The sequence below is a fragment of the Mycobacterium sp. genome (assembly GCF_049280035.1).
Classification (GTDB): Bacteria; Actinomycetota; Actinomycetes; order Mycobacteriales; family Mycobacteriaceae; genus Mycobacterium.
On record NZ_JBAPPI010000271.1, the window covers coordinates 16040 to 30763 of the forward strand.

16 protein-coding genes are annotated in these 14724 nt (G+C 64.3%); 9 read left to right on the forward strand and 7 right to left on the reverse strand.

Translation table 11 applies throughout. The annotated features are described in order from the left end of the window. Positions 1 to 3: 3 nt before the first annotated feature. Positions 4 to 744: an SDR family NAD(P)-dependent oxidoreductase gene (locus WAN71_RS08765; RefSeq protein WP_422224949.1), complete on the reverse strand. Its 741-nt coding sequence runs from the start codon at positions 742 to 744 to the stop codon at positions 4 to 6. A gap of 167 nt (positions 745 to 911) precedes the next feature. Between WAN71_RS08765 and WAN71_RS08770 the strand changes: the two genes are divergently transcribed. Both WAN71_RS08770 and WAN71_RS08775 read left to right on the forward strand, forming a co-directional pair. Continuing rightward, the gene (locus WAN71_RS08770) at positions 912 to 1637 is read left to right on the forward strand and encodes a LysR family transcriptional regulator (protein ID WP_422224950.1); all 726 of its coding nucleotides are present in this window, start codon (positions 912 to 914) and stop codon (positions 1635 to 1637) included. Between the two features lie 9 nt (positions 1638 to 1646). Next, positions 1647 to 1811 (forward strand): hypothetical protein, encoded by a 165-nt coding sequence (locus WAN71_RS08775; RefSeq protein WP_422224951.1) that lies wholly within the window; start codon positions 1647 to 1649, stop codon positions 1809 to 1811. Here WAN71_RS08775 and WAN71_RS08780 read toward each other — a convergent pair. Together WAN71_RS08780 and WAN71_RS08785 are read right to left on the reverse strand one after the other, a co-directional pair. Beyond that, complete coding sequence (locus tag WAN71_RS08780) at positions 1790 to 2401, reverse strand: TetR/AcrR family transcriptional regulator (protein WP_422224952.1); 612 nt, start codon at positions 2399 to 2401, stop codon at positions 1790 to 1792. The two genes, WAN71_RS08775 and WAN71_RS08780, sit on opposite strands and share 22 nt — an antisense overlap. Then, on the reverse strand, positions 2385 to 3719 hold the full coding sequence (locus WAN71_RS08785; protein WP_422224953.1) for an aromatic ring-hydroxylating oxygenase subunit alpha: 1335 nt from the start codon (positions 3717 to 3719) through the stop codon (positions 2385 to 2387). Before WAN71_RS08785 ends, WAN71_RS08780 begins: the two co-directional genes overlap by 17 nt. Positions 3720 to 3796: 77 nt before the next feature. Between WAN71_RS08785 and WAN71_RS08790 the strand changes: the two genes are divergently transcribed. Continuing rightward, on the forward strand, positions 3797 to 5557 hold the full coding sequence (locus WAN71_RS08790; RefSeq protein ID WP_422224954.1) for an N-acyl-D-amino-acid deacylase family protein: 1761 nt from the start codon (positions 3797 to 3799) through the stop codon (positions 5555 to 5557). A gap of 229 nt (positions 5558 to 5786) precedes the next feature. Here the strand turns inward: WAN71_RS08790 and WAN71_RS08795 are convergent, their stop codons facing one another. Next, a complete protein-coding gene (locus WAN71_RS08795; RefSeq protein WP_422224955.1) occupies positions 5787 to 6371 on the reverse strand; it encodes a TetR/AcrR family transcriptional regulator in 585 nt (194 codons plus the stop codon). A 92-nt stretch (positions 6372 to 6463) separates the two neighbouring features. Between WAN71_RS08795 and WAN71_RS08800 the strand changes: the two genes are divergently transcribed. Beyond that, positions 6464 to 7312 (forward strand): oxidoreductase, encoded by an 849-nt coding sequence (locus WAN71_RS08800; protein WP_422224956.1) that lies wholly within the window; start codon positions 6464 to 6466, stop codon positions 7310 to 7312. Here WAN71_RS08800 and WAN71_RS08805 read toward each other — a convergent pair. Together WAN71_RS08805 and WAN71_RS08810 are read right to left on the reverse strand one after the other, a co-directional pair. Next, positions 7291 to 8730 carry a protein adenylyltransferase SelO gene (locus WAN71_RS08805; RefSeq protein WP_422224957.1) on the reverse strand — a complete coding sequence of 480 codons (1440 nt, stop codon included), beginning with the start codon at positions 8728 to 8730 and terminating at the stop codon, positions 7291 to 7293. The two genes, WAN71_RS08800 and WAN71_RS08805, sit on opposite strands and share 22 nt — an antisense overlap. Before the next feature lie 26 nt (positions 8731 to 8756). Then, positions 8757 to 9323, reverse strand: coding sequence for a hemerythrin domain-containing protein (locus WAN71_RS08810; protein ID WP_422224958.1), 567 nt, complete (start codon positions 9321 to 9323; stop codon positions 8757 to 8759). Between the two features lie 159 nt (positions 9324 to 9482). Here WAN71_RS08810 and WAN71_RS08815 point away from each other — a divergent pair, with 159 nt between their 5' ends. From WAN71_RS08815 to WAN71_RS08835, 5 genes are read left to right on the forward strand one after another with little or no spacing between them, the layout of a single operon-like run. Further along, on the forward strand, positions 9483 to 10724 hold the full coding sequence (locus WAN71_RS08815; RefSeq protein ID WP_422224965.1) for a sulfotransferase family protein: 1242 nt from the start codon (positions 9483 to 9485) through the stop codon (positions 10722 to 10724). Positions 10725 to 10779: 55 nt separating this feature from the next. Next, positions 10780 to 11976, forward strand: a complete 1197-nt coding sequence (locus WAN71_RS08820; protein WP_422224966.1) for an MBL fold metallo-hydrolase — start codon at positions 10780 to 10782, stop codon at positions 11974 to 11976. Further along, entirely contained in the window at positions 11973 to 12722 is a 750-nt protein-coding gene (locus tag WAN71_RS08825) for an SDR family NAD(P)-dependent oxidoreductase (protein WP_422224959.1), read from the forward strand. Before WAN71_RS08820 ends, WAN71_RS08825 begins: the two co-directional genes overlap by 4 nt. A gap of 17 nt (positions 12723 to 12739) precedes the next feature. After that, positions 12740 to 13216 carry a VOC family protein gene (locus WAN71_RS08830; protein ID WP_422224960.1) on the forward strand — a complete coding sequence of 159 codons (477 nt, stop codon included), beginning with the start codon at positions 12740 to 12742 and terminating at the stop codon, positions 13214 to 13216. A gap of 13 nt (positions 13217 to 13229) precedes the next feature. Further along, a complete protein-coding gene (locus WAN71_RS08835; protein WP_422224961.1) occupies positions 13230 to 14177 on the forward strand; it encodes an LLM class flavin-dependent oxidoreductase in 948 nt (315 codons plus the stop codon). A 277-nt stretch (positions 14178 to 14454) separates the two neighbouring features. On the opposite strand, the gene WAN71_RS08840 is transcribed toward WAN71_RS08835, so the two are convergent. Further along, positions 14455 to 14724 (reverse strand): DUF190 domain-containing protein (locus WAN71_RS08840; RefSeq protein WP_422224962.1); only part of this gene is annotated, 270 nt, incomplete at its 5' end.

Below are 14724 nucleotides of genomic sequence, written 5' to 3' on the forward strand. Positions count from 1 at the left end.
GCGCTAGCCACCGATCGCTAGCTGACCACCGGTGACCTGCAGAATGGCGCCATTCACAGAGCTCGCTGCCGGAGAGGCCAGAAACGTGATGGCGTTGGCGATCTCGTCGGGCGCCGCAGCCCGCCCGAGCGCGGTGTAGGCGGCAAAGGCATCTGCGAGGCCCGGCGTCGCGTCGGTGCCGGGAGTTTCGGCCGGCCCGGACTGCACCGCGTTCACCCGCACACCGGATCGACCGAATTCATCCGCCCAGACCCGGGTCAGCAGTTCCACGCCGGCCTTGCTGGCACCGTAGATGCCTCCGGTGCGAGCCGGAATAGTGGCGGCGACGGTGCTGAGGTTGACGACGACGCCGTGGCCGCGCTCGGCCATACCCGGCACCAACTTCTGCACCAGGATGTACGGGGCGCGCAGGTTGATGTTGATGTGCTCGTCAAAGAATGCGTCGTCGGTGTCAGCGGTCGCACCGAACTTGTAGACACCGGCGTTGTTGATCAAGATATCGACCGATCCCACCTCGGCGGCCAGCCGGCGCACGTCGTCGGCGTCGGCAAGATCAGCAGCGATGAAACGTGCTTTGCCGCCGGCGTTTTGGATCTCCTGCACCACCTTGGCGCCGCGTTCCGCGCTGCGCCCGTGAACTATGACCTCAGCGCCGAGCTGACCGAGTTGCAGTGCTACCGCCCGACCGATTCCGGCCGTTGCCCCGGTTACCAGTGCGGTTGAGCCTTCGAGTGTCGTTGTCATCGGACCTGCTCCTTAGCCGAAATACTGTGAATGTCGTGCGCAATAGCGCAGTGCCACGTCTATTTAATCCGCCCTGCGAACGAAGTCATCTGTTTGGCTAATCGGCGGTATTAGCGGCGGCTATAAGCTAGGCCGATAGCTAGTCGGCGTGGTCGGATGGGACAGCTATGGAGTTGCGGGAACTCAGCGCCTTCGTGGCGGTCGTGGAAGAAGGCGGCATGTCCGCGGCGTCGCGACGCCTGCATGTCAGTCAGTCGGCGTTATCGCAGACGGTGAGCGCTCTGGAACGCGAGCTCGGGGTCACGCTGCTGGAGCGCACCAGCACCGGCGTGCGCCCAACCGAAGCCGGAACGACATTGCTCGTCGAGGCGCGTGCGGTCTTGGCCCGCTACCATCAGGCCCTGCGGACGATGAGCGCCTATAGCACCGGATCCGGTGAGGTCATCAGGCTCGGCATCCCGTTGGAACTGGCTCCTGACGTGCTCCCCACGGCGCTGGCCAAATTCGCAATGGAATCCCCCAACACGCGCGTCGCTCCGCAGCACCTTTCGACGGCCGCGCAATTCATGGCCTTACGCAGCGATCAACTGGACGTGGGCCTGGTCCGTGAACGGCCGTCCGGGTCGGAATTCGACGCGATGCTGGTCGCTCAAGAACCCCTTGGCGTACTCATCTCATCGAAAGTTGCTGCGCGACTTGCGGGCTCAGACGGCGTCCAGCTGGACCAACTGGCCGAACTGGAATGGATCGGCTTTCCCCGCTCCAGCAGCCCCGCCTGGTATGACGAGCTGACGGGAATCCTCCGCAGCCACGGCGTCGATGTCGGACCGCCGGCGCCTGACGGTCAAGTGCTGATCGCTGCGGTTAAGTTCGCGGCCGTCGACAGCGGATAGGCCTTCGCGTTGGCACCCGAGGGCGGACTGCAACCGCTGCCCGACAACGTGACGTGGTCACCGCTGGTCGGCCAACCAGTGGTGCGCCGCACCTGGGTGGTGTGGCCGGCCGAGTCGCGTCGGCGCGATATCGGCCGGCTGATCGCGTCCTTTCAGCCGCCCGACGGGATCTGACTGAGCAGCGCGTTGAGGCCGTATTCGAAAACCGCGTCGTAGTCGGTGGGGGATTGCAGCGCCTGGACGAGCGCTTGGTCGGGCCAGTCGTCGTCCCACAGCGAGGGATCCTCCTCCTCGTGCTTGGCTCCCCGAACAGCCGAAAACTGCATCACCGCAGACGATATGACGTGAACCTGCACCGCTCGCAGGATGAGTGCGGCGTCGGTTCCGGTCACGCCCAGATCGGCCAGCTGCGCCGCCAACATCTGCTGAATCGGCAGAAACAGCATCGGCGTCCGGTCGCGTTCATGCGCAATGGCAAGCAGGTGTTGTCGGTCGATCAGCGCCCCGCGCTGCGAACGCGCCAGTGACGCAATTCGTTCGACCGCGGTGTCCCCCTCGATGGGCAGATGCGCCATCTCGCTGAGCAATCGGTCGACCAGGCTGTCGAAAAGCTTGTCGCGGCCACCGACATGCCAGTAGATCGACGTGACGGCCACCCCGAGCTCCTCGGCGAGGCCACGCATGGTGAATGCCTCGACGCCGTGCAGTTCGATCAGCCGGGCCGCGGTGTCGAGGATCGCTTCCGCGCTAACGGCCGCTGTCACTGGTCTCACCCCCGGTCATGCGATCTGCTTCGGGGAGCTCAAGATAACGTTCGAGGTTGCGGTGCATATTGATCACCCGGCGTTCCTCGCTGGACAGCGTCAAGTGCGTGAACCCCGGCTGGCGCAGACCGCGCTGAAGTCCCGCCAACACGTTAATGTCCTGGGTCATCACCAGACCGGGCTCGGCCTCATTGGCCGTCATCCGAACGTCGACGGGCTTGATCCGCGGCGCACCCGGCGGCATCCGCGTCCACAACAACATGACAAACTCGCCGTGATCAGGATCAGGCCCCGGACGTGCGGCCATCACCGTCAAGTGATCAGCGTTGGCCAGCAGCGTTAGATTCGGAAAGACGTTGTACTGGTGCAGCCGCATCACCTGATCGGTACTGGCCCAGCTTAAGTCGACTCCGCGCTCGGCAGCGAAAGCTCTTGTCCGCTCGGCGATTACATCTTTGGCCGACTGGCCGTGCTGGGCACCCGGGAACGGCGTGCCCTCCGCCACTCCCATCAGTGCCCCCTGGGTGCAGACGTAGGCGTCCCACACCTCAGCGTCGGTGGGGGTGTGCTTGAGATGCGGGCTTGGCACACCGTACAGCTGCTCGGACTTGCCGGTGTGCCCCCAAATCACCTGCGGGGCATAAACATCATCCATGCACCGGTGCAACTCAGGATGCAACGTCTGGACGTGATAGGTCTCGCAGAACCCGTCGCCGATCGTCTTCCAATTCGCATCGACTTCGATGGTTATTGTCCCGTAGCACCGGAAGTCGCCGAGACCAAGCCATGCGACATCCTGCGGCACCGCCTCCAAGAAGTCGGCCAACGGAGCCGCGTCGATGTCGAGGTTGACGAACACGAGCCTTTCCCAGGTTTCGACGCGAACCGCAACGAGTGGCAGCTCAGACATCTGCAGCGTTCCGAATCCCTTACGGTTCGGGACCCGCTTGAGAACGCCGCACAGATCCCACGTCCAGCCGTGGTAGCCGCAGCGCAGTTCACGCAAACCTGCACCCGAGCCGGCGCACAGCGAGTTGCCGCGATGGCGGCACACGTTCTGGAAGGCCCGAAGCGTCCCGTCGTCGCTGTGAACGATGAGTACCGAGTAAGGGCCGCAACGGTATTCGAAATAGTCGCCGGGCGCGGCAACGTGGTCCACCGTGCAGGCGACCTGCCACACCTTCGGCCACATCCGCTGTACCTCAAGCTGTGCAAACGCGGGGGAGTAGTACCGCTCTGCGGGCACTAGTGTCGGGCGTTGCGGCGGCGTGCCGATCGCGTCCTCTCGCTGGACATGAGGTGCTGCTTGGGTCGTCATCGAAGCGTTCCCCTCGCGTCTGTAACGGTGTTACATTGGCCACTGTAGCGGCTGGCCGGGCAGACAAGGGAGTAATCGTGTTCGACCTCAAAATCACGGGCGGCACCGTCGTGGACGGAACGGGTGCGGACCGATTCGACGCCGACGTTGCGGTCAAAGACGGCAGAATCGTCGAGGTTCGTCGCCGCGGGCCGGGCAGTCCGCCGCTGGAAGGCGAGGCCGCCGACACGATCGACGCGACCGGAAAGATCGTCGCACCCGGATTTGTCGACATTCACACCCACTACGACGGCCAGGTCAGCTGGGACGACATGCTGGAGCCGTCCAGCAGTCACGGTGTAACCACTGTCGTCATGGGTAACTGCGGGGTTGGGTTCGCGCCGGTGCGGCCGGGTCAAGAAGATTGGCTGATCGGCCTGATGGAGGGCGTCGAGGACATACCCGGCGCCGCACTCACCGAGGGCATCTCGTGGGGCTGGGAAAGCTACCCCGAATATCTCGATGTCATCGGGAAGCAAAAATTCGCTGTCGACGTGGGCAGCCAGGTCGCGCACGGCGCGATCCGCGCCTACGCGATGGGCGAGCGCGGCGCCCGCAACGAGCCCGCCTCACCTGACGACATTGCGGCGATGGCGCGCCTCGTGCAGGAGGCTATCGAGGCCGGCGCGCTGGGCTTTTCGACCTCCCGCACCATCGGCCACCGCGCCATCGACGGCGAGCCGGTCCCCGGAACCTATGCCGCAGAAGATGAACTGTTCGGGCTCGGCCGGGCCATGGCGGCCGGCGGCCAAGCGGTCTTCGAGCTGGCTCCGCAGGGAGTGGCGGGCGAGGACATCATCGCGCCCAAGAAGGAACTGGATTGGATGCAACGCCTCGGCGCTGAGATCGACCGGCCGATTTCCTTCGGCATGATCCAGGTGGACAACGCGCCGGACCTGTGGCGCGAACAGCTGGACATCTCGGCGGCCGCCCACGCGTCAGGTAGTCGGTTGTATCCCCAAATCGCCGCGCGACCGTTCGGCATGCTGTTCGGCTTCCCCGGGCATCACGCGTTCACCCACCGCCCAACCTTCCGTCGACTGAAGGCCGAATGCAGTCGCGAGGAGCTCGCCCAACGCCTCGCCGATCCCGCCGTCAAGGCTGCGATCCTGTCCGAGGACGATCTGCCACCGGACCCAAACCTGTTGTTCGACAACATGTTCGCTCTTGCTCAATATTCGCTTGGCCGGTTGTATGCGATGGGTGATCCCCCCGACTACGAGCCGACCGACGACCGGACCGTTGAGAAAATCGCCGCTGAGCGGGGCGAGGATCCACTGGCCACGCTCTACGACTTGATGCTCGAGGCCGACGCAACCTCGATGCTGATGCTGCCGTTCTACAACTACTCCCACGGCAACCACGACGCGATCCGTGAAATGCTCACGCATCCCGCGGGCGTGGTCGGACTGTCCGACGGCGGCGCACACTGCAGCATGATCTGTGACGCGTCGTATCCCACCTTCCTGCTGACGCACTGGGCGCGCGATCGTCACCGCGGCGAAAAACTGCCGCTGGAGTATGTCATCCGCAAACAGTCACGCGATACCGCGCAGCTCTTCGGGCTCTCCGATCGCGGTGTCATCGAAATCGGAAAGCGGGCCGACGTCAACGTGATCGACATGGATGCGCTCACCCTGCACGCCCCCCGGATGGCCTACGACCTGCCGGCCGGTGGCAACCGGCTCGTCCAGGGCGCGTCCGGCTACAGCGCCACGGTCGTCAACGGCGTCGTTACCCGACGCGACGGCGCCGACACCGGCGCGCGCCCCGGCCGGTTGGTGCGCGGCGCGCGCTAGCAACGCTGCTGATGTAGTGCCCCTATCCGTTGGCCTCAACCGCGACTATCACATCAGCCACACGAGTCTCCGCGGGTTTGGTGCGTTTGTTGTGCCCGCCTCCCAGCGACAAATCCGTTGCGCGCCTCACGTTGTCGCTCGAAGGCGGGCAAATTGCGCGTCGGCTCCGCCCGGAGATCTGTGGGGCAGATGTGACAGCGCCGGCCCGGCACGCCGCTGAAGCGACAAATCAGGAGCGCCCCGAGGCGAGCGCTTGGTCGATCAGCGTCTCAGCTGCCGCGCGCGCCTGCGCCCATGGCGACGAGTCGTCTAACGACGTGGCCAGTGCAGCCGCACCCTCATAGAGCACCCCGAGCTCGTTGCCCAGCAGTTGCGGATCGGCGGCGCCAGCCTGTTTGGCCAGCTCAGCCAATCCGTTGATGAAGCCGCGCTTGGTGGCACGGACGATTTCCTGGACCCCCGGCATGGCTCCTGCTGCCTCGACGGCCGCGTTGTGGAACGGGCAGCCCCGCAGCGGTCCGCCGCGCGCGGTCGGCGGTTGGAAAACAGCCAGCAAGCGCTCGCGCGGCGTTTGCTCCTCGTTCTCCATGGGATTGGCGACGCGGTGCTCGATGCTACGCAGATACTCCTCAACCACCGCTGTCTTGCTCGGAAAGTGTTGGTAGAGCGTCCGTTTGGAGACCGACGATTCGGCCGCGAGTCGTTCGACGCCAGTGGCGTTGATGCCGTCCCGATAGAACAACTCCGCGGCAGCATCCAGGATGCGCTGACGCGCGCCACGGCCGCCCTTGGTTGGCGCCTGCTGCTTGCTCATACCTGGAGTATACCGACCGGTTTACATCGGGCGTCAAGTCGTGTACCGTGACCGCGGATGGAAGTACACCAATCGGTTTACTAGGAGTGGACATGACAAATCGATCGCCAGTGGTGCTGGTTACCGGCGTCTCCTCGGGAATCGGCCGGGCTATAGCCAGCGCCTTCGCGGAAAAAGGCTTCGAGGTCTTCGGCACCAGCCGTAACCCGCGAACGACGGAACCGGTCGCCGGAGTGGAATTGGTCCAGCTCGACGTCACCGACGACGCGTCGGTCACCTCGGCGGTATCCACGGTCGTTCAGCGCGCCGGTCGCATCGACATTGTGGTCAACAACGCCGGCGCCGGCGTCTTCGGCGCCGCGGAGGAGACGTCGGTCGGCCAGGCGCAGCAACTGTTCGAGACCAACTTCTTCGGATTGGCGCGGTTGACCCGCGAGGTGCTGCCGTACCTGCGTGCACAGCGCAGTGGTCGCATCATCAACATCGGCTCGGTGCTGGGATTCCTGCCTTCGCCCTACGGCTCGTTTTACGCAGCCTCGAAGCACGCGGTCGAGGGGTACTCGGAGTCCCTCGATCATGAAACCCGCGAATTCGGTGTGCGGGTCTCCGTCGTAGAACCCGGCTACACCAACACCTCGTTCGAGGCCAACGCGACCGATGCCGATTCGCCGCTGGACAGTTACGAGGCCGTTCGCGAGCACGTCAAGCAGGTCATCACCGAGTCGCTGCACAGCGGGGATGATCCCGACGTGGTCGCGCGAGTCGTGGTCAAGGCGGCGACCAGCCGTAGGCCGAAATTGCGGTATCCGGCCGGACCCCTGGCACGGCGGCTGGCATTGCTGAAAAAGTACGCGCCGGCTGGCTTGCTGGACAACGGAATTCGCAAGGCGAACAAGTTGGGCTCAGCACCGAAATCGCATCAGGTGCCACAGAAGGTTTGATAGCTGCCGAAGTCCTCGGGAGCCGGACTGGCGTAGCGCTCGAGGCCCGGACGTTCGTCGTAAGGCGCGGTCACGGCGGCGAGGAGCTGCTCGAGGGGACCCAAGTCGCCCGTCGTCGCCGCGCTCAGAGCTTCCTCGACGAGATGGTTGCGCGGAATGTAGATCGGGTTGGCGCGGTCCATCGACTCGGCGTCCGGGCCCAGCGCTCGCCAGCGCGACATCCAATCGCCGAAGCCGGCTGGCCCGGTGTCGCCGCGAGCAGCCCGGCTGAGCTGGCGGAAAAACGAGGTGTAATCCACCCCGCTCTCTTTCAGCAGGAGCAGCAACTCGTCGACCAAGGATGTGACGACTCCGGCTTCAACGTCAACAGACAGCCCAAGCTTGGCTCGCATCCCCGACGTCCAAGTGGCGTCGTACTCATCGCGGAATGCGCCGAACGACTCCTCGGCGAGCGCAATGCCCTCTTCGACATTGTCGGAGAGCAGCGGGAGAAGTGCCTCGGCGAACCGGGCGAGGTTCCACCCGGCGATGGCGGGCTGATTGCCGTAGGCGTAGCGGCCCCAGTGATCGATCGAGCTGAAGACCGTGTCGGGGTCGTAGGCCTCCATGAAGGCGCATGGTCCGTAGTCGATGGTTTCACCGGAGATTGTCATGTTGTCGGTGTTCATCACCCCGTGGATGAAGCCGATCAGCATCCATCGGGCCACCAGCGACGCCTGGACCCGGGCCACCGCTTCGAACAGCGCGAGATAGGGCCGTTCAGCCTCGGCTGCCGCGGGATAGTGGCGGGCGATGGCGTGGTCGGCCAGCCGTCGCAGCAGGTCAAGGTTGGCGGTAGCCGCGGCATATTGGAAGCTCCCGACCCGCAGGTGGCTGCTGGCCACGCGGGCGAGCACCGCGCCCGGCAGAGGCGTCTCGCGGTATACCGGGCGTCCGGTGCCGACCACTGCCAACGATCGCGTCGTCGGCACACCCAGAGCGTGCATGGCCTCGCTGACGATGTACTCGCGCAGCATCGGTCCGACCGCGGCCAGGCCGTCACCGCCGCGGGCGAACGGCGTGGCGCCCGAACCCTTCAGGTGGATATCGCGAGTGCGCCCGTCGGCGCCGACGAGCTCGCCCAGCAGCAGCGCGCGCCCATCGCCCAACCGCGGCACGTAGCCGCCGAACTGGTGCCCGGCGTAGGCCTGCGCTACCGGAGCGGCGTCGTCGGGAACCAGGTTGCCCACCAAGAAACGCAGCCCGTCCCGACTGCGCAGCCAGGCAGCGTCGAGGCCAAGCTCGGCGGCCAGCGGCTCGTTGAGCGCCAACAGTCGCAGGTCGGGAAAGGTCTCGGCATGCCACCGGACAGCCATCTCCGGCAAGTCGCGGAAGAAGCGGTCTTGCAGGGCAACGGTCGTATCCGGAGCGACGCTCACTTCACCCACACTACGGAGACGCTGCGTTAGCCGAGGGTATGTCCAATCAAATCGCGGGCGCGGTCGAGCATCGACGCGAACGGTCCGACGGCAAAGTTCAACATCGCTGATTCCACGCCGGCATGCGGACGGGTTGGCGCGATAGCCTCAGCCGCCCGTACTGCTACTGTCAGCCGCTTTAGCTCGTCGGCGTCGAGTTCCTTTTGCAACTTAGGGAATTCGTAGGTCTCCTCATGCAGGGCGTGGTCCAGCACCGCATCCCGCAGCTTTGTGAGCTCATCGATGAACTGCTGCGAGGTGATATCGATCTTCTCGATCTTCGACAACAGCTCCTTTGCCTCGTGCTCCTCTTCGAGCCGAGCATCGACGATCGAGTCGATGGCATCCACTTCGCGGCGCACCCGAGGATGTACCACCATTTCCTCGGCTGTCTCGTGCACAGCCAGCAATTGGCGCAACTGCACAAACGGTTTCTCCCGGGCTTGCGGGTCCGTCGCGTGCAGCACTTGGTCGAACATGTCCTCGATGAGGTTGTGCTGTGCTTTCAGGAACGCGACCACTTCGTCGGGCGATTGGATGATCATCTCGGACATGCCACATACCTCCAGCGCTCGAGTTGACGAATGCGAGCACTTGGCACGGCGTACCCCGACAGGATGCGGCTAAACGCTGCGCCGTTGGGCGCTACTCTGCATTCGGCACTAAGTCGAGGAGGCGGTGGCGTGGGTGCTGCGGTCGGCGACGTAGACGACATGGACTTCGAGGACCTGACGTCACCCCGGCTGACCGATGTGCAGCGACAGATTCTCGAGTTCACCGAGGCCAAACACGTCGACCTCGACATTGATCAGATGCTCGCCGAAGCCATTGACCAGGCCTCGGTGGGCGACGACCTGGACGACACCGACGGCTTCACCGAACGGCTGGCCGTGCACGTGGCCGCGATCGAAGCCGACGAGGGCCTGACTCAGCTCACTCGCTCCTCGCTGCGGCAACGGGTGGTTCGCCTGCTGCGCAACCGGCTCTCGCTGACCGATCTCATCAAGCGGTATCCCGAGATCGAGTCGATCCAAATCGAGAAGCCGTTCATCGTCGTTGGGATGCCACGATCCGGTACTACGCATCTGGTCAATCTCATCGCAGCCGATCCGCGCCGGCGCGCGCTGCCGTACTGGGAGAGCCAGGATCCAATCCCGGCGCTCGGCCAAGGCCCCAACATCTTCGGCGTCGATCCCCGCTACGCGCGAGCCAAATCCGAACACGACGCACTCATGGCCAGCGCGCCCGTCGTTGCCGCCATGCACGACCGGTTCCCGGAGGCGATCGAGGAGGAAGTCGAACTCCTCGACCTCGATCTGGCCGGCTACGTTCTGGAATGGCATGCCCGCGTGCCGGACTGGCGCGACTACTACCTTGGCCTCGACCAAAACCGGCACTACGCATACATGAAGAAGGTCTTGCAGGCGTTGACGTTCCTGCGCGGTCCGCAGACGTGGGTGCTGAAAAGTCCGCAGCATTGTGAGCAGCTCGGCCCGCTGATGGCCACCTTCCCGGACGCGACAGTGGCCTTCACGCACCGTGATCCCGTCGCGGTGATCCAGTCCGCGATCACGATGATGGCGTATTCCGACCGACTGCGCCGGACCAGCATCGAACCGGACTGGCTGCTCGACTACTGGAGCGACCGGGTGCACCGGCTGCTCAGCGCGTGCGTGCGTGACCGCGACCTGGTGCCGGTAGAACGCAGCATCGACATCAGCTTCCACCACCTCAACGGCAACGAAATGCCGTTGCTCGACGAGCTTTACCGTCGCGGCGCAGTCGAGTTGACCCCGAAGGTGCGCAAAGGCTTCCAGCGTTATCTGGACGGTAATCCGCGCGGCAAGCACGGACGTATCCGCTACGACCTGCAACGGCACTTCGGCATGTCGCCCGATGAACTCCGCGCCCGGTTCGACTTCTATTTCGACAGGTTCGACGTACGCGCCGAATGAAGGGGAAACAGTGACGTTTGAACCGGTCTATCGCAGCCGGCCGGGCGCCGATGCCATGCGCCCGGCTTCCGCGGAAAAGGCCGAGCAGATCGCCCCGGGACTGTGGTGCTCGCCAGGTTTGTCGAACTCTTACCTGCTGACCACGAATGACGGCCGGGTGATCATCAACACCGGCATGGGGTTTGAGGGGCCGGTGCACCGCGCCAACTTCGACGCCGTCGACCACTCCCCGGTGCGCTACATCATCTTCAGCCAAGGCCATGTGGACCACGTCGGCGGTCTGGACAGCGTGCGAGACCCGGATACAACGGTTGTCGCACAAGCGAATTGGACTTCATGGCGAGACGACAACGAACGCCTGATCCCGTACCGGGCCAGCCGCAGCGCGTTCGCCTTCAAAGACACCTTGGCGACCGGTATCCAGGCCATTCAACGTCGTCTCGGCACCAAACGCCTGCCGGGCCAGAGCGTACCCACTGTCGACCTCGACTTCGAAGACACGCTCACCCTGGAGGTCGGCGGACGGCGCATGGAGTTGATCTCCGTGCCAGGCGGGGAAACCAACGACTCGCTCGTGATCTGGCTACCGGAGGAGCGGATTTGCCTGTGCGGTAATACCTTCGGCCCGCTCTTCGGGCACATTCCCAACCTGGTCACCATGCGCGGCGACCGGTACCGGGACGCGCTGACCGCCATCGCCTCGGTCGAGCGGGTTCGTGATCTGCAACCCGAACTGTTGGTGACCGGCCACTTCGAACCGATCTCGGGGCAGATGCGCATCAACGACGAGCTGACCCGGCTACGCAACGCCATCCAGTACATTCACGACCAGACCGTCGCGGGGATGAACGCCGGCAAAGATGTTCGGACCCTGATGCGCGAGATTAGCTTGCCCGCGGAATTCGAAGTGGGTCAAGGCTATGGAAAAGTCCCCTGGGACGTGCGGGCCATCTGGGAGAACTACTCGGGCTGGTTCCATCATCGGTCGACGACCGAGCTCTACCCGGTGGGGTTCGACGCCGTCAGCGCCGACGTGGTCGCATTGGCCGGCGCCGCCGCGCTTGTGGACCGGGCCCGCGAACATCTGGGCGACGACCGGCCGTTGCACGCGATCCACCTCGCCGAGCTGGTTCCCGCAGACCATCCAGGGGCGCGCGAGGTGCTGCGGAAAGCCCACGAAAAGCTCTTGGCCGAGACCACGAACTTCTGGGAAAGAGCCTGGCTCACCGAACAAATCGCGAGATATAAATGAGAGCTCAAGTCAGTTTTGATTTCACCGGCACCCAGGCGCTGATCACCGGCGGCACCAGCGGGATCGGGCATGCCACAGCCGTGCTGTTTCGGGACGCCGGAGCGCAGGTCACCATCACCGGGACCAAACCGGCCGCAACGGACTACGACGTCGATCTGTCCGGCATGACCTACCACCAGTTGCAGATGACTGATCACGACTCGGTCGATGCATTGGTGCAGAACTTCACCCGGCTTGACGTGCTGGTCAACAACGCAGGCGCGAATTTCCCTGACGGCCTTGATGAGTCAAAGCCGGATGGGTTCGAGGCGTCGGTGGCGCTGAACCTGACCGGTCCTTACCGCTTGACCGTCGGCCTCTACCGAGCGCTGCGGGCGTCGACCGCCAACGGCGGCGCCAGTGTGGTGAATCTGGCGTCGATGTCTGCGCTGCGAGCTGTCCCGCTGGTGCCGGGCTATGGCGCCGCGAAGGCCGGGATCATCGATGTCACCAGAAATCTGGCCGTCAAGTGGGCCGCCAAGGGAATCCGGGTGAATGCGGTTGCGCCCGGGACGATCGACACGCCGATGACCGCGCCGATGCATGTCGCCGAAGAACTAGTCGAGTCCGAGCTGGCTCACATCCCGTTGCGGCGCTTCGGATCCGTGGGGGAGATAGCACCGACGGTGGCTTTCCTGTGCACCGAACAAAGCAGGTACACCAGCGGCGCAGTCTTCGTCGTCGACGGCGCATCCGACTGCGTCTGATATCTCAAAGGATGGCCATGGCATTCGCGTTACGACCCGAGGATTACTACCACACCGGCATTGTGGTGCCCGATCTCGAGGCCGCGATGGCTCGCCTCAGTGCGCTGGCCGGCTACCGGTGGATCACCCCGCTGACCTACACGCTGCCGTTCCGCACTGCGAACGGGACCCGCGAACTTACCTCGACGTTCGTTTACTCGCTGCAGAGCCCGCACGTGGAGCTGATCCAACAGGTGCTCGACAGTCCGTGGATTGCGGCGCCGGGTAACTCGGTCCATCACCTCGGGTATTTCACCGAGGATCTCGCCGAGAGCGCCCGGCTGCTCGAAGCCAACGGTTTCACCTTCGAAGCGACCGCTGACACGTCTCCACCGGATCTGGCGCTGTTCGCCTACTACATCGACGCATTCGGCACCCGCATCGAGATCGTCGATCGCGCGCTGTTTCCCGACTTTCCGGCCTTCCTGCGGTCGGCCGCACCGGCTGAAGCCTGACCGGAGGTCGGAGATGTTACTGACGGTCCTGCGCTTCAATTTCGCGTCGCCGCAAGGAGAGCCACGCAAGCAGAGCGAACTGATCCGTGCCGCACTCGAACTGGCGCAATGGGGCGAGTCACGGGGCATCAGCACGGTGAGCGTCGACGAGCACCACGCCACCGGGCACGGGTGGAGCTGTAACCCGATCATGGCTGCCGGGATGTTCCTCGCACAGACCTCGACGTTGATCGCGAGCGTGGACTGTGCGCTCGGGCCGTTGTGGAATCCGGTCCGGCTCGCTGAAGACATTGCGCTGGTCGACAATATGAGCAGCGGCCGACTGCACACCACGATAGGTCTAGGCTACCGCACCATCGAATATGACGAACTCGGAGTCGATTTCAGCCAGCGCGGCAAGCTGATGGACAGCCTGATCGAGCGAATGCTCTCAGTGTGGTCAGGCACAGGTTCCTGGACGCGGCCACATCCGCCGCTGTACGTCGGGGGAGGCGCGCGCGTCACCGCGCGCCGCGCCGCGCGTTTTCGGTTGCCGCTCAGCATGGCCGACCACCTGCCCGAGGTTGCCGCCTACTATCGCGAGTTGTGCGCGGAGGCCGGGATTGCGCCGCTGATCATCATGCCCGGGCCGATCAACCGCGGCATGATCTACTTGCACGAAGATCCGGACCGGGCCTGGGCCCAGCTCGGTGAGCATATCCTTTGGGAGGCAGTCACTTACGGCGGATGGTCGAAAGACCAACGCTCGCTTATGCACCTGCCCGGGGTTCAGACGCTGGAGGAGGTGAGGGCGTCGGGACGCTACCGCTTTCTAACCCCCGACCAGCTCATCGCCGAAGTCCGCGACAGCACCGACTACGGGCCGATCGTGCTGCACCCTCTGGTCGGCGGCATGCCGGTCGACGAGGCGTGGAAGTCGGTCCAGTTGCTCGTCGACAAGGTCGTGCCCGCGCTGAGCTGACGGAGCACGATGGGTTGGTTGGACTCCAGGAGACTCAATTGCCTCTTGAGTCGCTGGCTCAGGCATAGTTGCCTTCTTCGATTTGACGTCGCATGTGATATCAGTCCGTCCTCCCCGGCCCGTGATATCGCATACGCCACATCTTCCAGCATCACCTCATGGTGGGGCGCTGGTGCAGGCGTGACTGCTGATAGCAGTGATTGGTCAGACACCAGTCCACCCGCGACGTGCAAGGCAGTCAAGCCGCGGTACTGGCAATGCTGCTGCGTAGCGATGATCAATAGTCGTGACGTGCCAACTGAGTATCACCCATGCGGTCGGGCCCGGCGATGGACAGCACCGCCGGGACCATTTCACTGGTGACCACCCCGTGGTCCGCCGTCAACTCGTGGACGATATCGAAGCTGCGCGCAATCCACTCAGGCGTATCAATAATGATCGTCACCACCGGGACGCGTCGTGTCAGCTGGAAAAGCTTGTCGCCGTGGGGTTTATGGTCACCGTGAAATCCCCAGATGCCACGCAGCACGGTCGCGCCGCGCGCCAT